General features: G+C 64.2%; 17 protein-coding genes (1 of these 17 cut by a window edge). 11 read left to right on the top strand and 6 right to left on the bottom strand.

Features of this window, described 5'->3' with window-relative positions; translation table 11 throughout:
* A protein-coding gene (locus tag L0U84_RS18530) for an NAD(P)/FAD-dependent oxidoreductase (protein ID WP_233851599.1) crosses the window boundary here: on the bottom strand, positions 1-1241 show its 5' portion. It extends 382 nt beyond the left edge of the window; only the first 1241 of its 1623 coding nucleotides appear in the window; it begins with the start codon at positions 1239-1241; its stop codon lies beyond the left edge, outside the window.
* A gap of 247 nt (positions 1242-1488) precedes the next feature.
* Here L0U84_RS18530 and paaA point away from each other — a divergent pair, with 247 nt between their 5' ends.
* From paaA to L0U84_RS18570, 8 genes are all read left to right on the top strand, one after another.
* Positions 1489-2487, top strand: a complete 999-nt coding sequence (paaA, locus tag L0U84_RS18535; RefSeq protein WP_233851600.1) for a 1,2-phenylacetyl-CoA epoxidase subunit PaaA — start codon at positions 1489-1491, stop codon at positions 2485-2487.
* 57 nt (positions 2488-2544) lie between these two features.
* On the top strand, positions 2545-2829 hold the full coding sequence (paaB, locus tag L0U84_RS18540) for a 1,2-phenylacetyl-CoA epoxidase subunit PaaB (protein WP_013090772.1): 285 nt from the start codon (positions 2545-2547) through the stop codon (positions 2827-2829).
* A gap of 17 nt (positions 2830-2846) precedes the next feature.
* Positions 2847-3659 carry a 1,2-phenylacetyl-CoA epoxidase subunit PaaC gene (gene paaC / locus L0U84_RS18545; RefSeq protein WP_233851601.1) on the top strand — a complete coding sequence of 271 codons (813 nt, stop codon included), beginning with the start codon at positions 2847-2849 and terminating at the stop codon, positions 3657-3659.
* 7 nt (positions 3660-3666) lie between these two features.
* On the top strand, positions 3667-4266 hold the full coding sequence (gene paaD, locus L0U84_RS18550) for a 1,2-phenylacetyl-CoA epoxidase subunit PaaD (RefSeq protein WP_442794015.1): 600 nt from the start codon (positions 3667-3669) through the stop codon (positions 4264-4266).
* 1 nt (position 4267) lies between these two features.
* On the top strand, positions 4268-5356 hold the full coding sequence (gene paaE, locus L0U84_RS18555; protein WP_233851603.1) for a 1,2-phenylacetyl-CoA epoxidase subunit PaaE: 1089 nt from the start codon (positions 4268-4270) through the stop codon (positions 5354-5356).
* Between the two features lie 175 nt (positions 5357-5531).
* On the top strand, positions 5532-6344 hold the full coding sequence (locus L0U84_RS18560) for a DUF1835 domain-containing protein (RefSeq protein ID WP_233851605.1): 813 nt from the start codon (positions 5532-5534) through the stop codon (positions 6342-6344).
* Positions 6345-6364: 20 nt separating this feature from the next.
* Positions 6365-6976, top strand: a complete 612-nt coding sequence (locus L0U84_RS18565) for a TetR/AcrR family transcriptional regulator (protein ID WP_233851607.1) — start codon at positions 6365-6367, stop codon at positions 6974-6976.
* Between the two features lie 279 nt (positions 6977-7255).
* Positions 7256-7924, top strand: coding sequence for a GNAT family N-acetyltransferase (locus L0U84_RS18570; RefSeq protein ID WP_233851609.1), 669 nt, complete (start codon positions 7256-7258; stop codon positions 7922-7924).
* A gap of 100 nt (positions 7925-8024) precedes the next feature.
* On the opposite strand, the gene L0U84_RS18575 is transcribed toward L0U84_RS18570, so the two are convergent.
* Positions 8025-8522 (bottom strand): Lrp/AsnC family transcriptional regulator, encoded by a 498-nt coding sequence (locus L0U84_RS18575; RefSeq protein WP_233851611.1) that lies wholly within the window; start codon positions 8520-8522, stop codon positions 8025-8027.
* 189 nt (positions 8523-8711) lie between these two features.
* Here L0U84_RS18575 and hppD point away from each other — a divergent pair, with 189 nt between their 5' ends.
* Complete coding sequence (hppD, locus tag L0U84_RS18580) at positions 8712-9809, top strand: 4-hydroxyphenylpyruvate dioxygenase (protein WP_233851613.1); 1098 nt, start codon at positions 8712-8714, stop codon at positions 9807-9809.
* A 138-nt stretch (positions 9810-9947) separates the two neighbouring features.
* On the opposite strand, the gene L0U84_RS18585 is transcribed toward hppD, so the two are convergent.
* Positions 9948-10148, bottom strand: a complete 201-nt coding sequence (locus tag L0U84_RS18585) for a hypothetical protein (RefSeq protein ID WP_233851615.1) — start codon at positions 10146-10148, stop codon at positions 9948-9950.
* 388 nt (positions 10149-10536) lie between these two features.
* Here L0U84_RS18585 and L0U84_RS18590 point away from each other — a divergent pair, with 388 nt between their 5' ends.
* Positions 10537-14133 (top strand): indolepyruvate ferredoxin oxidoreductase family protein, encoded by a 3597-nt coding sequence (locus L0U84_RS18590; protein WP_233851617.1) that lies wholly within the window; start codon positions 10537-10539, stop codon positions 14131-14133.
* A 159-nt stretch (positions 14134-14292) separates the two neighbouring features.
* On the opposite strand, the gene L0U84_RS18595 is transcribed toward L0U84_RS18590, so the two are convergent.
* The 3 genes from L0U84_RS18595 to L0U84_RS18605 form a co-directional block, all read right to left on the bottom strand.
* Positions 14293-16575 (bottom strand): NADP-dependent malic enzyme, encoded by a 2283-nt coding sequence (locus L0U84_RS18595; RefSeq protein WP_233851618.1) that lies wholly within the window; start codon positions 16573-16575, stop codon positions 14293-14295.
* Between the two features lie 392 nt (positions 16576-16967).
* Positions 16968-18212, bottom strand: coding sequence for an MFS transporter (locus L0U84_RS18600; protein ID WP_233851619.1), 1245 nt, complete (start codon positions 18210-18212; stop codon positions 16968-16970).
* An 82-nt stretch (positions 18213-18294) separates the two neighbouring features.
* Positions 18295-18447 (bottom strand): hypothetical protein, encoded by a 153-nt coding sequence (locus tag L0U84_RS18605; RefSeq protein WP_233851620.1) that lies wholly within the window; start codon positions 18445-18447, stop codon positions 18295-18297.
* A 76-nt stretch (positions 18448-18523) separates the two neighbouring features.
* Between L0U84_RS18605 and L0U84_RS18610 the strand changes: the two genes are divergently transcribed.
* The gene (locus L0U84_RS18610; RefSeq protein WP_018418686.1) at positions 18524-19210 is read left to right on the top strand and encodes an orotate phosphoribosyltransferase; all 687 of its coding nucleotides are present in this window, start codon (positions 18524-18526) and stop codon (positions 19208-19210) included.
* Positions 19211-19331: the final 121 nt, after the last annotated feature.

The raw sequence follows: 19331 nt of genomic DNA on the forward strand, positions 1-19331 counted from the left end.
AACTGCCCCGGCGCCATATAGTTACCACCGCCGAGCTCGAACGCCCGCTCCTCCCACTTGCGCTGGAACGCAATGCCGGCGAGCGGGCCGCCCGGATAGTCGTCTGGCGTAATGCCGACCACGATGCCCGCGTTCGCGTTGCGCTCCGCGCGCGAGTACTGGCTCATGCCGTTCGTGACGACGCGCCCCGGTTCCGACGTGGCCGCCACCACGGTGCCGCCGGGACACATGCAGAAGCTATAGACCGCACGCCCGTTGCTGCAGTGGTGCACCACTTTATAGTCGGCTGCGCCCAGCTGTTTGTGACCGGCAAACTTCCCAAAACGGCTGCGATCGATCACCCCTTGCGGATGCTCGATCCGGAAGCCGAGCGAAAACGGCTTCGCCTCGACGTACACGCCGCGGTCATGCAGCATCTGGAAAGTGTCACGTGCGCTATGACCGACCGCCAGAACCACGTGGTCGCAGCGCAGCGTCTCGCCGGTCGACAGCTTCAGCCCGCGCACCTGGCCGTTATCGATGTCGATGTCCTCGACACGCGTCTCGAAGCGCACCTCGCCGCCCAGTTCGTGAATGCTCGCGCGCATCTTCTCGACCATGCTGACGAGGCGAAACGTGCCGATATGAGGCCGGCTCAGATACAGAATGTCCTCCGGCGCACCGGCCCGCACGAATTCGTCGAGCACCTTGCGGCCATAGTGTTTCGGGTCCTTGATCTGGCTGTAGAGCTTGCCGTCCGAAAAGGTGCCCGCGCCACCCTCGCCGAACTGCACGTTCGATTCGGGATTCAGCACTGATTTGCGCCACAGGCCAAACGTATCCTTGGTGCGCTCGCGCACGGCCTTGCCACGCTCGAGGATGATCGGCCGGAAGCCCATCTGCGCGAGGATCAGCCCCGCGAACAGGCCGCACGGTCCCATGCCAATCACGACCGGACGCGGCGTGCTCAGTTCGGCCGGCGCCTTGGCGACGAACTTGTAGCTCATGTCGGGCGTGACGCCGCAATGCGGCACGTCGGCGAGCCGCTTCAGCGCGGCCGCTTCATCCTTGAGTTCGACATCGATGATGTAGTTGAGCTTGATGTCGGCGCGCTTGCGCGCGTCGTGCGCGCGGCGAAACACGGTGTATCGGATGAGTCCGTCCCGCGCCACGCCGAGTTCCGCGAGACGCGCACGGATGGCGGCTTCGAGGGCGCTTTCGGGATGATCGAGCGGGAGTTTGATTTCGCTTAGACGTAACATGAGTACCGGAGATGCAAGTGGGCCGCAAATCGCGGCCAATTCGCAATTTTACCGGTAAGTGTCGGAGCAGGGTGACGGCCGGTCTCGAACCGCCGGCACATCGAAACCGCGGCAATCCAGCGCGCCTGCCTCGACGTGCTCAATGGCCCTATCAACCCCATCACCTGTCCACAAAAAATTTATTAACCGACCGGTCGGTTGATTTATACTACGCCGACACAGACCACTCCCTCAGAGAGCGTCCCTCATGTACACGCAATCCCTCGATATCCCCGGCAACGTCGCCCCGCTGGACGCGGACGCGAATTCGCCCGAACAGGCGCGTTTCGACGCGGTCATGGCCGCCGACGGCAAGATCGAGCCGCAGGACTGGATGCCCGACGCCTACCGCAAAACGCTGGTGCGGCAGATCTCACAGCATGCGCACTCGGAGATCGTCGGCATGCTGCCCGAGGGCAACTGGATCACCCGCGCGCCGAGCCTCAAGCGCAAGGCGATCCTGATCGCCAAGGCGCAGGACGAAGCCGGCCACGGCCTCTATCTGTACAGCGCCGCCGAAACGCTGGGCGTCTCGCGCGACCAGCTGATCGACGCACTGCATGCCGGCAAGGCCAAGTATTCGAGCATCTTCAACTACCCGACGCCCACCTGGGCCGACGTCGGCGTGATCGGCTGGCTGGTCGACGGCGCGGCGATCATGAACCAGATCCCGCTGTGCCGCTGCACCTACGGCCCGTACGCCCGCGCAATGATCCGCATCTGCAAGGAAGAGTCGTTCCACCAGCGCCAGGGGTTCGACGCGCTGCTCGCGATGATGGCCGGCACCGACGCGCAGCGTGAACTGGTGCAGCAGGCGGTGAACCGCTGGTGGTGGCCGGTGCTGATGATGTTCGGCCCGAGCGACAAGGATTCGGTGCACAGCAACCAGTCGGCGCAATGGGGCATCAAGCGCATCACCAACGACGACCTGCGCCAGAAGTTCGTCGACGCGACCGTCGAGCAGGCCAAGGTGCTCGGCGTCACGCTGCCCGATGCGGACCTCAAATGGAATGAGGCGCGTGGCCACTACGACTACGGCGACATCGACTGGGAAGAGTTCTGGCGCGTCGTCAATGGCGACGGCCCGTGCAACCGTGAGCGCCTCGCGACCCGCGTGAAGGCCCATGAAGACGGCGCCTGGGTGCGCGAAGCCGCGCTCGCCCATGCGGAAAAACAGCGCCAGCGCGCGCAGCAGCACGCCGCCTGAGCGGCACGGCGCGGTTGCCGACAGATCAGCGAAAGTCAGGAATCAGGAGATCAGCAAATGAACAAGGAATGGCCGATTTGGGAAGTGTTCGTGCGCAGCAAGCAGGGACTCGACCACAAGCACTGCGGCAGTCTGCACGCCGCCGACGCGCCGATGGCGCTGCGCATGGCGCGCGACGTCTACACGCGCCGCCAGGAAGGCGTGAGCATCTGGGTGGTGCCGTCCTCGGCGATCACGGCCTCGGCGCCCGACGAGAAGGCGGAGCTGTTCGAACCGGCGGGCGACAAGATCTATCGCCACCCGACGTTCTACACGCTCCCCGACGAAGTCAACCACATGTAAGCGCGGCCATGACCACTATGTCCACTACGTCAGTTACGCCCGAACATCTGCAGTACGTGCTGCGCCTCGCCGATACCGCGCTGATCCTCGGTCAGCGCAACACCGAGTGGTGCGGCCACGGCCCGATCCTCGAAGAGGACATCGCGCTGTCGAACATGAGCCTCGACCTGATCGGCCAGGCGCGCCTGCTGTACACGCATGCGGCCGCGCTCGAACAGCAGCTCACCGGCCGTCAGCGCAGCGAAGACGACTACGCGTACTTCCGCGCCGAGCGCGAATTCGCCAACTACACGCTCGCCGAGCTGCCGCACTACGGGCCGCTCGCCGGCACCGCGCAGGCGCAGAAGGATTACGCGGTCACGATCGTGCGCAACTTCCTGTATTCGGCGCTGATGCTGCATCTGTGGAGCGCGCTGACCACCTCCACCGACGGGCAGCTCGCCGCGATCGCCGCGAAGTCGATCAAGGAAACGCAGTACCACGTGCATCACGCGAGCGAGTGGCTGATCCGTTTCGGCGACGGCACCGACGAATCGCACCGTCGCGCGCAGGCCGCGCTCGACTACCTGATGCCGTACACGTACGAGTTCTTCAGCGCGGACGCGGTGGAAGACGCGATTGCCGCGGCCGGCATCGGCCCGCGCACCTCGGCGCTGGAAGCCGCGTGGCTCGACGACGTGCGCGCCACGCTCGACGCGGCCACGCTGACGCTGCCCGCGGCGCTGCGCCACGTGAGCACCGGCAAGCACGGCGAGCATTCGGAGCACATGGGTTTCGTGCTCGCCGAAATGCAGAGCCTTGCGCGCCAGCATCCGGGCGCCAGCTGGTAAGCCCGCGATGACGACCTCGAGCGCCCCGCAGCCCCCGTACCCCACCGCGACCATGACCCACGCCACGATGGACACCACGACCGACGCCACGCTCACCCGCGCATGGAGCGTCCTCGAAGCGGTACCCGACCCGGAGATCCCGGTGGTCTCGATCCGCGAACTGGGCATCCTGCGCGACGTACGACGCGCGGCGGACGGCGCGCTTGAAGTCGTGATCACGCCGACCTACTCGGGCTGCCCGGCGATGTCGCAGATTGCCGAAGACATCGGCCGTGCGCTCGAGGCCGCCGGGCTCACGCGCTACCGCGTCGCCACCGTGCTCGCGCCGGCGTGGACTACCGACTGGATCACCGCTGAAGCCCGCGAAAAACTGCGCGTCTACGGCATCGCGCCGCCGACGGGCAACTGCGGCTCAGGCGCCAGCGTACAAACCGCGCCGCAGGAAAAAGTGCTGCGCTTCGTGCCGCGCAAGCTGCCCGCACCGTCGTGCCCACGCTGCGGCTCGGCGCATACCGCCCTGCTCGCGCAATTCGGCTCGACCGCCTGCAAGGCCCTGTATCGCTGCCTCGACTGCCGCGAACCCTTCGACTACTTCAAACCGTACTGATATGGCCACCCCGCAATTCCATCCGCTGCGTATCCGCGAAGTGCGTCCCGAAACTGCCGATGCCGTGTCGGTCGCCTTCGAAGTCCCGCCCGAACTGCGCGACCAGTATCGCTTCACGCAGGGGCAGTTCGTCACGCTGAAGACGCATATCGACGGTGAGGAGACGCGCCGCTCGTATTCGATCTGCGTGGGTGTCACCGACTACGATCGCGACGGCGAGTTGCGCATCGGCATCAAGCGCGTGCGCGGCGGGCGTTTCTCGAACTTCGCGTTCGACACGCTGCAGCCCGGCCACACGATCGACGTGATGACGCCGGACGGCCGCTTCTTCACGCACCTGAACGCGCAACAGGGTCAGCAGTACCTCGCGTTCTCGGGCGGCTCGGGCATCACGCCGGTGCTCGCGATCATCAAGACGACGCTCGAAGTCGAGCCGCGCAGCACCTTCACGCTGGTGTACGGCAACCGTAGCGTCGACCAGATCATGTTCGCCGAGGAGCTCGAAGACCTGAAGAACCGCTTCATGAACCGCTTCGTGCTGTACCACGTGCTGTCGGACGATCTGCAGGACGTCGAACTGTTCAACGGTGTGCTCGACCAGCCGAAATGCGCGGCGTTCATCGAGCAGTTGCTGCCGGCCGACGCGATCGACGAAGCGTTCATCTGCGGCCCCGCGCCGATGATGGACGCGGCCGAAGCCGCGCTGAAAGCGGCCGGCGTGCCGCAGGCGAAGGTGCACGTCGAGCGCTTTGGCTCACCGCTGCCGCAGGCGGGCGTGCCGCCCGTCGAGATCAGCGCGGACACGCCCGCGGCCGACCTCGAGATCGTGCTCGACGGCAAGCGGCGCAAGCTGCGCCTGCCTTATGAGGGCGTGAGCGTGCTCGACGTCGGGCTGCGTGCCGGTCTCGCGCTGCCGTATGCGTGCAAGGGCGGTGTGTGCTGCACCTGCCGCGCGAAGGTGCTCGAGGGCGAAGTGAAGATGGAAAAGAACTACACGCTCGAAGAACACGAGATCCGCGACGGCTTCGTGCTGACGTGTCAGTGTCATCCGGTTAGCGACAAGGTCGTCGTGAGTTACGACGAACGTTGAGCCGAGGACTTTCATGGCTTGGGTGCAAAGTGGCTTCGCGTAACGGCCGTCGCCGCTTTCGGCCGTTTCGCGATCCGCTTACACTAGGGGCCGCTCATCGATCGGGACATCGGTTTCCAGTCGGCGAGCGGCCTCTTTTCGTTACAGCAGCTGGCGTCACAGCAAGCCCTTGCCCATGAGCACGATTCACCTCACCAACGGAGACGTCGCCGCCGAGTCGCTGCGCATCGCGCTGGCCCAGGCGGGCCGCGACGATCGCGTGCAGCCGTTGCGGGACGACCTGGCGGTCGGTCCGTTACGCGGCGTCGACGACGCTCAGCCCATGCGCGCCGACTTCTGGGCACGCGTCACCGCCGACACGCAACGCGACTTCGCGCGCGAGTTCCGCGATCAGACCGCGGTGCTCGACGGCCTCGTAAGCGACCCAGCGAATCTCGTGGTGTGGCACGGCGAAAGCGCGTCCGATCAGCTGATGCTGCGCCGCGTCTGCTACCTGGTGCGCAATAGCCCGCAGCGTTTGCATGAAGTGCGTCTGTCGATCGCCGACCTCACCGATCCGCAAGCTTGGGCGCATACCCGCAAGGATCGCGCGACGTCGGTCGGCATGTTTCCGCCAGACGTGCTGCAGACGCATCTGCCGGACGCCGCGCCGATTTCGGTGCTACGCATCAGCCGGCTCGCGCTCGAGTGGCAGGAGCTCAAGCAGGCGAACGGCGAGACGCGGCGCTGGCGCGACAACACCTTCACGAGCAGCAGCTTCGCCGAACTCGACGCGCTGATCCTGGAACGCGCAACCGACGACTGGCAGCCCGCCGCGCGGGTCGCCGCCTACGTCATGACCGCCGAGCTGTGGTTCCTCGTCAGCGACAGCATCGTACTGTGGCGCATGCGCGAACTCGCGGCGCTGCGGCGCATCCGCCTGCGCGGCGACGCGAGCGAATGGCGTTCGCTCGAACTGCGCGCGGCACCCGCCCCCTGCTCACCCTAATAAGATAAGAACAGATCAATATGGCCCGCACCCGAGCCCCAGACCACGAAACCCAACGCGAGCAGATTCTCGAATTGGCCGCCGCGAAGTTCGCGCAGACCAGCTATCCCAGCACGTCGATGGCCGATCTTGCCGCGGCGAGCGGCACCTCGAAGGCGCGTCTCTATCACTATTACGAGAGCAAGGAAGCGATCCTGTTCGACCTGCTCGATCGCTACACGAAGCGGCTGATGCTGATCATCGCCGAGGTGGAAGGCTCGAGCCAGCGGCGCGGCCTGAGCGAGCGCGAAACCTTCGCGGAGCTGATCCGCGCGTTCCTGTCCGAGTATGAGACGTCGCACAGCCGGCACGTCGCGCTGCTGAACGACGTCAAGTATCTGGTTGATTCGCAGCGAGAGATCGTCCTGAACCGCCAGCGCGACGTGGTCGCCGCATTCGCGCGGCAGCTCGCGCGCGCCTACCCCGAACGCGCGACACGCGACAACCAGACCGCGCTGACGATGATGGTGTTCGGCATGATCAACTGGACCTTCACATGGCTGAAGCCGGACGGCCGTATGGGCTATCGCGAGTTCGCCGAGCAGGTGGTCGGCATGGTCGAGCATGGCCTCGGGACGGCGCCCGTCAAGTGAGACGACGGTCTGAACCGATCGCCGCCCGCGCCCTGGATGACGCACGGCAACAACATTCAGACGAAATAAGCTCGCCCAAGGAATGCATGCGGCATCGTGACCCGAACGGGCGTTCATTTTGAATTTTTCTTTTAAATCAATTACCTAAATTTAGGGCTCCAGCATTCCAGGTAATGGCCTCGGTTTTTGGTACGGGTTTTCCCTAGTGAATACCCTGGGTTTCCGCTAAAATCGGTTTTGCGGTGCACAACACCGCCTGATTAAAAGGAGAACCCGACCATGAACACGCTGACCCATCGCACCGCCGAGCCGATCTCGTTGAACGATCGTGCGTCGTTGTCTGCCGGACGCGCGCACGTTCTGGTCCGTGAACTCACTGCTGCTGACCGCGAACGCCTGCTCACGCACTTTCTCGCGCTCGACGAAGACGATCGTCTGCTGCGCTTCGGCCAGGTCGTCCCGAACCACGTGATCGAAAACTACGTGCGCGCGATCGACTTCACGCGCGACACGGTGTTCGGCGTGTTCAACAGCAAGTTGGAACTGAGCGGCGTCGGCCATCTGGCCTACCTGCCGGCCGAAGGCAACAAGCGCACCGCCGAATTTGGCGTCTCGGTGCTCGAAAGCGCACGCGGCATCGGTATTGGCTCGAAGCTGTTCGAGCGCGCGGCGATCCGCAGCCGCAACACGCATGTGACGACGCTTTACATCCACTGCCTGTCGCGCAATTCGACCATGATGCACATCGCCAAGAAGGCCGGCATGAAGATCGAATACGCGTATGGCGAAGCCGACGCCTATCTGACGCTGTCGCCGGCCGATCAGTCGAGCATCCTCGCGGAAATGCTGCAGGAGCAGGCCGCCGTGTTCGACTACGCACTCAAGCGCCACGCGCGCCAGGCATCGCGACTGTTCGAGTCGTTCATGCCGGTGGCTGTCGCTGCCTGAATAATCGCTACGGGGAAATGAGAAGGGGGCGGCCGCAAGGTCGCCCTTTTTTCTATCGGGAACCAGGCCAACGCCACGCGCAGGCCGTTGCGCGAGAAGGCTACAAAATTGGTAGCGCAGTCGTTTCCTTGATCTTTTCGAGTGAAAAGCTCGATTTCACGTCGATCACCGACGGATGCCGCAGCAACTGATCCTGCACGAAGCGCGAGAAGTGCGCCATGTCCTCCACCTGGACGCGCAACAGATAATCCATCTCCCCCGTCATCGCGTGACACGCGACCACTTCAGGCCATGTCTGCACGGCCGCGCCGAACAGATCGGCGTGCGTGGCCTCGCCATGCGGACTGAACGCGCGACCGCCGCCCTTCTCCAGCCGCACGCTGACATACGCGAGCAGATCGAGCCCAAGACGTTGCGCGTCGAGCAACGCGACGTAGCCGCGGATCACGCCGCTTTCCTCGAGCCGGCGGATCCGCCGCAGGCACGGACTCGGCGACAGATTGATCCGCTCCGCGATCTCCTGATTCGACAGCCGGCCATTCTCCTGAAGGATGGCCAGAATGCGTCGATCGATCGCATCTATCTCGTTATTCGCCATGTTCTGCCACGTATCGCTTGAATAGAGCCATAAACTGGCTCAAGCGTATCGATGCACGACTAAGTTCGCAAGTTCTTGCCTGCATCACAGTTCTACACTTGCTCTATCCGGTCGCGCTCAGCCGACCGTCCCGCGCGCGCACCACCGGCGCATCACGGCAACCCTCTTGCATGGGATTGGAGACAGACAATGCAGGTTTCAACCTGGGAAAATCCGGTCGGCACCGACGGCTTCGAATTCATCGAATACACGGCGCCGGACCCGAAAGCGCTCGGCAAGCTGTTCGAGCGGATGGGCTTCACGCCCGTCGCGCGGCATCGTCACAAGGACGTGACGCTGTATCGTCAGGGCGACATCAACTTCATCGTGAACGCGGAGAAGCATTCGTTCGCGCAGCGCTTCGCGCGCTTGCACGGCCCGTCGATCTGCGCGATCGCGTTTCGCGTGCAGGACGCCGCGAAGGCCTACGCCCAGGCGCTCGAAAAAGGCGCGTGGGGCTTCGACAACAAGACCGGCCCGATGGAGCTGAACATCCCGGCGATCAAGGGCATCGGCGATTCGCTGATCTATTTCGTCGACCGCTGGCGCGGCAAGAACGGCGCGGCGCCGAATAGCATCGGCGACATCGACATTTACGACGTCGACTTCGAGCCGATTGCCGGCGCGAACCCGAACCCGGTCGGCCACGGCCTGACCTATATCGATCACCTGACACACAACGTGCATCGCGGCCGCATGCAGGAATGGGCCGAGTTCTACGAGCGCCTGTTCAACTTCCGCGAGGTGCGCTACTTCGACATCGAGGGCAAGGTGACGGGCGTGAAGTCGAAGGCGATGACCTCGCCGTGCGGCAAGATCCGCATCCCGATCAACGAGGAAGGCTCGGACACGGCCGGCCAGATCCAGGAATATCTGGACGCGTACCACGGCGAAGGTATCCAGCACATCGCACTCGGCACCGGCGACATTTACCGCACCGTCGACGGCCTGCGTGCGTCGAACATTTCGCTGCTCGACACGATCGACACGTACTACGAACTCGTCGACCGGCGCGTGCCGAATCATGGCGAGCCGCTCGACGAGCTGCGCAAGCGCAAGATCCTGATCGACGGCGCACCGGACGACCTGCTGCTGCAGATCTTCACCGAAAACCAGATCGGCCCGATCTTCTTCGAGATCATTCAGCGCAAGGGCAACCAGGGCTTCGGCGAAGGCAATTTCAAGGCGCTGTTCGAGTCGATCGAACTCGACCAGATTCGCCGCGGCGTCGTGCAGGACAAGGCCTGATCGCAATGACTCGCGCGTCATCGGCGTGCGGATGAAAAAAGGGCGAGGATCACAGGATCCTCGCCCTTTTTCGTTGCTACGCCGCCGCTCGCGTCGGAACGGCGGCCGATCGTCATAAGACGCGCGCGACGCGGCGCGTCATGAATTCTGCCGGTACTCGTCGCTGCCGATCGAACCGTCGATCCGGCTCGTCCCCGGTCGCGCCGGCGCGACCTTCGCGGTGCGGATGATCGCGTTCGACAGTGCCCCCGTGCTGCCCGGATTCGACCGCATCGGCGCGCTCATCGCGAAAAAGGCGGCGGAAACCATCAGAAAGGTCTGGATGTTTCGTGTGTTCATGCGTACTCCTTTTCTAACTGCCCTGCTGTCCTGAAGCTGCGCAGAATGCGCAGCGTTCGGCATCGCTCGCAGGTCGGGGTTAGACAGTGGTTTTCACTGCGGTTCCGCAGATTTGTAGGTTTTACAGCTTGTTACATGCGAGATCTCCAGATAAGCCCATCCCGCTTGGAAATCATCTACAACTGCGCACAACGCGTCGGTAACTTGCCGCGAAGCCGGCTCAAATCAGATCGTATGAAGGCGCTTTTTGATCTGCTGCGGCGGGTTTCCACCAGTGCTACCATCGCTTAAAACCCGTCAATATGACGACCCCGGCCCCAGCATTCACAAGATGCCGGGGGCCAGAAAAGTTTTGGTGATCCCAAGCTGCAGTGGAGGAGTACACATAATGAATGCCCCGCTAGACGCAGGTCAGCGAGCCTCGCTCGAAGCCGCGTTGTCTACCGTCACGCTCGACGACAAATACACCCTCGATCGCGGCCGCGCGTACATGAGCGGCATCCAGGCGCTGGTGCGTCTGCCGATGCTGCAGCAGGAACGCGATCGCGCCGCCGGCCTCAACACCGCCGGCTTCATCTCCGGCTACCGCGGATCGCCGCTCGGCGGACTCGACCAGTCGCTGTGGAAAGCGAAAAAGCATCTGTCCGCGCATCAGGTCGTGTTCCAGCCCGGCGTCAACGAAGACCTCGCGGCCACCGCCGTGTGGGGTTCGCAACAGGTCAACCTGTACCCGAGCGCCAAATACGACGGCGTGTTTTCGATGTGGTACGGCAAGGGCCCAGGCGTCGACCGTTCCGGCGACGTCTTCAAGCACGGCAACTCGGCCGGCTCGTCGCGGCACGGCGGCGTACTCGTGCTCGCCGGCGACGATCACGCGGCCAAATCCTCGACACTCGCGCACCAGTCCGAACACATCTTCAAGGCGTGCGGACTGCCGGTGCTGTTTCCGTCGAACGTGCAGGAATATCTGGACTTCGGCCTGCACGGCTGGGCGATGAGCCGCTATTCGGGCCTCTGGGTCGCGATGAAGTGCGTGACCGACGTGGTCGAATCGTCTGCCTCGGTCGATATCGACCCGCACCGCACGCAGATCATCCTGCCCGAAGACTTCGTGATGCCCGACGGCGGCCTGAACATCCGCTGGCCCGATCCGCCGCTCGTGCAGGAAGCGCGTCTGCTCGACTACAAGTGGTACGCGGGCCTCGCCTACGTGCGCGCGAACAAACTCGACCGCGTCGAAATCGATTCGCCGCATGCGCGCTTCGGCATCATGACCGGCGGCAAGGCTTATCTCGACGTGCGTCAGGCGCTGACCGACCTCGGTCTGGACGACGAAACCTGCTCGCGCATCGGCATCCGGCTGTACAAGGTCGGCTGCGTGTGGCCGCTCGAAGCGCAAGGCGCACAGGCCTTCGCACGCGGTCTCGACGAAATTCTGGTGGTCGAGGAAAAGCGCCAGATCCTCGAATACGCGATCAAGGAAGAGCTGTACAACTGGCCCGACGCACAGCGCCCGCGCGTGTTCGGCAAGTTCGACGAAAAAGACGGTGCCGGCGGCGAATGGTCGGTGCCGATGGGCAACTGGCTGCTGCCGGCTCACTACGAGCTGTCGCCCGCGATCATCGCGAAGGCGATCGCCACGCGGCTCGACAAGTTCGATCTGCCGTCGGACGTGCGCGCCCGCATCGCCGCGCGCATCACGGTGATCGAGGCGAAGGAAAGGGCGCTCGCGCGGCCGCGCGTCGAAGTCGAGCGCAAGCCGTGGTTCTGCTCGGGCTGCCCGCACAACACGTCGACCAACGTGCCCGAAGGCTCGCGCGCGATGGCCGGCATCGGCTGTCATTACATGACGGTCTGGATGGACCGCAGCACCAGCACGTTCAGCCAGATGGGCGGCGAAGGCGTCGCATGGATCGGCCAGGCGCCGTTCACGAACGACAAGCACGTATTCGCCAATCTCGGCGACGGCACCTACTTCCACTCCGGGCTGCTCGCGATTCGCGCGGCGATCGCGTCGAAAGCGAACATCACCTACAAGCTGCTGTACAACGACGCGGTCGCGATGACGGGCGGCCAGCCGGTCGACGGCGTGCTGACCGTGCCGCAGATCACGCACCAGCTCGCGGCCGAAGGCGCGGCGAAAATCGTCATCGTCACCGATGAGCCGGAGAAGTACGCGGCGAACGTCGGCCTCGCGCCCGGCATCGACATTCATCACCGCGACCAGCTCGACGACGTGCAGCGACAGCTGCGCGAGGTGCCAGGCACCACGATCCTGATCTACGACCAGACCTGCGCGACCGAAAAGCGCCGTCGCAGGAAGCGCGGCGCGTATCCCGATCCGGCGCGGCGCGTCGTGATCAACGAGGCGGTGTGCGAAGGCTGCGGCGATTGCTCAGTGAAGTCGAACTGCCTGTCGGTCGAACCGCTCGACACCGAGTACGGCACCAAGCGCCAGATCAACCAGTCGACCTGCAACAAGGACTTCTCGTGCGTGAACGGCTTCTGCCCGAGCTTCGTCTCCGTTGAAGGCGGCCAGTTGCGCAAGCCGAAGGCGGCCTCGGGCGCCAGCGCCGATATGCCGCCGGTGCCGGATCCCGAGTTGCCGTCCATCGAGCGTCCGTACGGGGTGCTGGTGACGGGCGTCGGCGGCACCGGCGTCGTCACGATCGGCGCGCTGCTCGGCATGGCCGCGCATCTCGAGAACAAGGGCGTCACCGTGCTCGACGTCACCGGCCTCGCGCAGAAGGGCGGCGCCGTGATGAGCCACGTGCAGATCGCGAACCAGCCCGCCGACATCCACGCGACCCGCATCGCGATGGGCGAAGCGAGCCTCGTGATCGGCTGCGACGCGATCGTGACCGCCAGCGACGAATGCGTGTCGCGCATCCAGGCGGATCACACGCGCGTCGTGCTGAACAGCGCGCACACGCCGACGGCCGAGCTGATCAAGAACCCGAACTGGCGCTTCCCCGGCAGCAGCACCGAAGCCGACGTGCGTGCCGCGGCCGGCGATGACAACGTCTCGACCGTCGACGCGAATCACTTCGCGGTCGCGCTGCTCGGCGACGCGATCTACACGAACCCGTTCGTGCTGGGCTACGCGTGGCAGCGCGGTTGGGTGCCGCTCACGCACGAGTCGCTGGTTCGCGCGATCGAGCTGAACAACGTGCAGGTCGAGAAAAACCTGGCGGCGTTCGAATGGGGCCGGCGTGCCGCGCACGATCTCGCCGCGGTGCGCAAGCTCGCGCAAACGCAAGGACGCGGCGACCCGGCTGACAGCGCAAGCGGCAAGATCATCGCGCTGCATACGCCGAAGGCGCTCGACACGCTGATCGACAAGCGCGCCGACTACCTGAGCGCGTGGCAGAACCGTGCGTATGCGCAGCGTTATCGCGCGCTGGTGTCGCAGGTGCGGGCCGCGGAAGAAGCGCTCGATTCCGCCGACGGCCAAATGCCGCTGACCGAAGCGGTCGCGAAGAATCTGCACAAGCTGATGGCGTACAAGGACGAATACGAAGTCGCGCGTCTGTACAGCGACCCGGCGTTCATCGAAAAACTGAACGCAACGTTCGAAGGCGACTGGAAGCTGCATCTGCATCTCGCGCCGCCGACGCTATCGAAGAAGGACTCGCACGGCCACCTGGTGAAGAAGAAGTACGGCCCGTGGATGTTCCGCGCGATGCACGTGCTCGCGAAGCTCAAGTTCCTGCGCGGCACCGCGTTCGACGTGTTCGGCAACACCGAGGAGCGTCGCACCGAGCGCGCGCTGATCGGCGAATACGAGGCATTGGTGCGCGAACTGATCGGCGGGCTGACTTCGCAAAAACGCGATCTCGCGGTCGAACTCGCGAATCTGCCCGACGGCATCCGCGGTTATGGGCACGTCAAGGAGAACAACCTGAAAGGCGTGCGCATCAAGTGGAACGAGTTACTCACGCGTTGGCGTTCGCCGGATGCGGGTAAGGCGGCACACGCGGCTTGATCGACTCTGGCAGTTGAATCGAAAGCGGCGGTCTTCACGGACCGCCGCTTTTTTTCGAGCCGAAAAAAAGCGCTACGGAACCGGAGTTCCGTAGCGCTTTTGCCGAGGCCGCCGCGCGCGCGTTACCGCCGCGCCCGCCTCGCCCTTACGCGATGCAGATTACTTCGCGTTCACCGACTTGCGCGCGTTCGCCGAAGCAACCGCCGTCATGTTGATGATCCGGCGCACGGTCGCGGCCGGCGTCAGGATATGCACCGGCTTTTCCGCGCCGAGCAGGAACGGGCCGACCGTCACGCCCTCGCCGCCCACGACCTTCAGCAGGTTGTACGCGATGTTCGCCGCTTCGACGTTCGGCATGATCAGCAGGTTCGCTTCGCCGGCGAGCGTCGTGCCCGGGAACGCGGCCTTGCGGATCGTCTCCGACAGCGCCGCGTCACCGTGCATTTCACCGTCGATTTCGAGCGACGGCGCGCGTTCCGTGATCAGCTTGCGCGCCGCGGCCATGCGCTGCGACGACGACGACGGCGCGCTGCCGAAGTTCGAGTTCGACAGCAGCGCGACCTTCGGCGTAATGCCGAACTTCTCGATTTCGCGCGCGGCGAGCATCGTCATGTCGGCGAGCTGCTCGGCGGTCGGCACTTCGTTCACGTACGTGTCGCAGATGAACAGGTTGCGGCCCGGCAGCATCAGCAGGTTCATCGCGGCGAAGTTCTCGACGTCGTCGGCCTTGCCGAGCACCTGCTCGATGAAGTTCAGGTGCGTGTGATACTGGCCGATCATGCCGCAGATCATGCCGTCCGCATCGCCGAGATGCACGAGGATCGCGCCGATCAGCGTATTGAACTTGCGCATCGCGGCCTTCGCGACGTCCGGCGTCACGCCTTCGCGCGCGCCGAGTTCGTGATACGCCTGCCAGCTCTTCTGATAGCGCGGATCGTCTTCCGGATTGACGATCTCGACATCCTCGCCGCACTTGAGCTTCGAGCCCATCTTCTTCAGACGCATCTCGATTACCGACGGACGGCCGACCAGGATCGGCTTGGCGATCTTTTCCAGCAGCACGAACTGCGCGGCGCGCAGCACGCGCTCGTCTTCGCCTTCCGCGAACACGATGCGCGCCGGCGCCGACTTCGCCGCCGCGAACACCGGACGCATCACCATGCCGGTGCGATAGACGGTCGTGGCGAGTTGTTCGCGATACGCGTCCATGTCCTGGATCGGACGGGTCGCGACGCCCGAATCCATCGCGGCCTGCGCGACGGCCGGCGCGATCTTGATGATCAAACGCGGATCGAACGGCTTCGGAATCAGGTATTCGGGTCCGAATTCGAGCGAGTGGCCTTCGTAGGCCTTCGCGACTTCATCGCCCTGGTCGGTTTCCTCGGCGAGTTCGGCGATCGCGCGCACGCACGCGAGCTTCATTTCTTCGGTGATCGTCGTTGCGCCGACGTCCAGCGCGCCGCGGAAGATGAACGGGAAGCACAGCACGTTGTTGACCTGGTTCGGATAGTCCGAACGGCCGGTCGCGATGATGCAGTCCGGGCGCACCTTGCGCGCTTCTTCCGGACGGATTTCCGGCTCGGGGTTCGCGAGCGCGAGAATCAGCGGCTGCGTGCCCATTTCGGCGACCATCTCCGGCTTCAGCACGCCGGCGCTCGAGCAGCCGAGGAACACGTCGGCGCCACGGATCGCATCGGCGAGCGAGCGCGCTTCGGTGTGCGCCGCGTAACGCTCCTTCGACGGATCGAGGTTGCCGCGCCCTTCGTAAATCACGCCTTTCGAGTCGGTGACGAGAATGTTCTTCTTCGACAGGCCGAGATTGACGAGCAGATCCAGACACGCAATGGCCGCCGCGCCCGCGCCCGAACACACCAGCTTCACTTCGTCGAGCTTCTTGCCGACCACTTTGAGGCCGTTCAGGATGGCCGCCGACGCGATGATCGCGGTGCCGTGCTGATCGTCGTGGAAGACCGGAATCTTCATACGTTCGCGCAGCTTCTTCTCGATGTAGAAGCACTCGGGCGCCTTGATGTCCTCGAGGTTGATGCCGCCCAAGGTCGGCTCGAGCATCGCGATCGCCTCGACGAGCTTGTCCGGATCCGACTCGGAGAGCTCGATATCGAACACGTCGATGCCGGCGAACTTCTTGAACAGACAGCCCTTGCCTTCCATTACCGGCTTCGCGGCGAGCGGGCCGATATTGCCGAGGCCGAGCACCGCGGTCCCGTTCGTGATCACGCCGACCAGGTTGCCGCGCGACGTGTACTTCTGCGCGTCGAGCGGTTCTTCGTGAATCGCCATACAGGCTGCGGCCACACCCGGCGAATACGCGAGCGACAAATCCAGCTGGTTCGACAGCGGCTTGGTGGGCGTCACCGAAATCTTGCCGGGTTTCGGATTCTGGTGATATGCGAGAGCGCTTTGCTTGAGTTGTTCGTCCATTTCTAGGCCTGCGAGACGTAAGTGATTGGGCCCGGTGCCCCACACCATTGCAGCGCTTTCATCTGTCGGATGGATAGCCGACCGAGGCGGTTTTCGCACGCGCCCGGTTAGGCGCGATGGCTTACCTCGACGAAGACGGGACGATGTGGAGTGCTTCGCGGGTCGATCAGTGTACACCCCGGATGTGTCGATGCACTGAGTGGTTAACAGGACTCGCCATTAGCGAAACAGACGCATTGAATGCCACGTCGCTATAGCCCGACCGTGCTTTTTTTCACGCCGCGGGGCGTTATGCGCGGCGCATGGTCCGCGCATTCGCGGGATTCGAAGCGATTGAACGACGATTGAACGACGATTGAACGACGATTGAACGACGTGCCGCGTCGACGCGCTCAGTCGAGTTCGACGCCGCGTCGCTCAGGAATCAGAAACAGTGTCGCGAAGATGTCGAGCAGGTAAATCGACGCCAGCAGCACGAGCGCCGCGCCGAACGAGTAGCGCGCCGCCAACGCGCCCACGACAATCGGACCAAAGCCGCCCACCGCTCGGCCCGCGTTGAACAGCACGTTTTGCGCAGTGGCGCGCGCATCGGTTGGATAGAGCTCCGAAATCAGCGCACCGTAGCCGCCGATCATGCCGTTCACGAACACCCCCATCGCCGCGCCGCCGATCAGCAACGCCATCGGTGTCGTCAGTTGCGCATACACGAACACCATCACCACGGCGCCCGCCTGGTAGAACAGAAAGGTCGGCTTACGGCCGAAGCGGTCAGCGGCAACGCCGAATAGCCAGATGCCGGCCGCCATGCCGAGAATCGTCGCGGCGGTCCACAACCCCGATTTGGTGAGCGAATAGCCGAAGGTCTTCGACAGATAGCTGGGCAGCCAGATCATCAGCCCGTAGTAGCCGAAGTTCTGTACCGAGCACAGGATCGTGACGCCGAGGCTCGCGCGCGTCGTGCGCGCATCGACGAACAGCAGTTTCAGCGGCAGCTTGCGCATGCCGCGCGCGACACGCTGGTTGAAAAGCGCCGGCTCCTCGACGCGGCGTCGCACGAAGAACGACACGACCGCCGGCAGCAGCCCGAGCGCGAACATGCCGCGCCAGCCGATCAGCGGCAGCAGGAGCGGCGTCAGCAACGCGGCCGCCAGCACGCCAAGCTGCCAGCCCAGCCCGACATACGACGACACCCGCGCCCGCTGCGACGCCGGCCACGCTTCGGCGACCAGCGTCATACCGATGCCGAATTCGCCGCCCAGCCCGATGCCGGCGATGGTCCGATAGACCAACAGGTCCGCGTAGCCTTGCGCCAGCGCGCACAGTCCGGTGAACACCGCGAAGATCAGGATCGTCCACGTCAGCATGCGCACGCGCCCGAAATAATCGCTGAGCACGCCGAACAGCACGCCTCCCGCGACTGCCCCGATCAGCGTCCATGTGACCAGCGCGCCGGCCTGCGACGAGCTCAGATGCAGGTCGACGGCGATCACCGGCAGCATGAAACCGAGGATCAGCAGATCGAAGCCGTCCATTGCGTAGCCCAGCACCGACGCGAGCAACGCGCGGCCCGCATAACCCTTTTTGACAGCGGGGCGGGTCTCGGTGGCGCAGGCAGAGGCGGGTGGAGCGGCGTTCATTGAAAGCATTCCGTAGGTCTGAGGGCGGCTGCGTGGGTGCCGCCCGGGAAAGTCGCGTGAGTGTAAAGGCGGCCTCAACCGGTCACAAGACGATGCGCGCGCCGAAGCGGCCGCCGGCCGCGCCGCCGCGCACGACGGCCTCCTCGGTGCGACCCATTTCAGGTAAAATAGCCGCCCACGCGCGCAGCAAAAGCCGGTCTGTGTTCTTCCCCCGGCCGCGTATCCCGCCCAGCATGGCGCGGCATACTCCGCTTGCTGCGCCACCGGGCCCGGCGCCCGCTTCTCCCCCGCTCACTCCGAAGGATCCGCCCATGACAGGCTTCGATCGCCAGACGATCTCCGACACCACCGCCAAGATGCTGCTCGAAGTGCAAGCAGTGCATTTCAACGCGGAGAAACCGTATATTTTCACGTCCGGCTGGGCGAGCCCGGTGTATATCGACTGCCGCAAGCTGATCTCGTATCCGCGCGTGCGCCGCGGCCTGATGGAAATGGCCGAAGCGACGATCCTGCGCGACGTCGGCTATGAGCAGATCGACGCGGTCGCCGGCGGTGAAACCGCGGGCATCCCGTTCGCGGCGTGGCTGTCGGACCGACTGATGGTGCCGATGCAGTACGTGCGCAAGAAGCCGAAGGGTTTCGGCCGCAACGCGCAGATCGAAGGTCTGCTGACCGAAGGCCAGCGCGTGCTGCTCGTCGAAGACCTGACGACCGACAGCCGCAGCAAGATCAACTTCATCAACGCGCTGCGCACCGCCGGCGCGACGGTGAACCACTGCTTCGTGCTGTTCCACTACAACATCTTCAAGGAAAGCGTGTCGGTGCTGAAAGACATCGACGTCGATCTGCACGCGCTCGCCACCTGGTGGGACGTGCTGCGCGTCGCCAAGCAAAACAATTACTTCGACACGAAGACGATCGACGAAGTGGAGAAATTCCTGCACGCGCCGGCCGAGTGGTCCGCTGCGCATGGCGGCGCTACGTCTACGCCGCAATAAGGCCGTCGCGGTAAAGCAGTGAAGATGAAAACGTAACCGCTTTATGCGGGTTGAATGAAAAAGCCGCCTGTTGCAAAGCAGGCGGCTTTTTTATCGCCGATTATTCAGCGGACAAAACGAG

Origin of the sequence: Paraburkholderia sp. HD33-4, assembly GCF_021390635.1 — a bacterium.
Classification (GTDB): domain Bacteria; phylum Pseudomonadota; class Gammaproteobacteria; order Burkholderiales; family Burkholderiaceae; genus Paraburkholderia.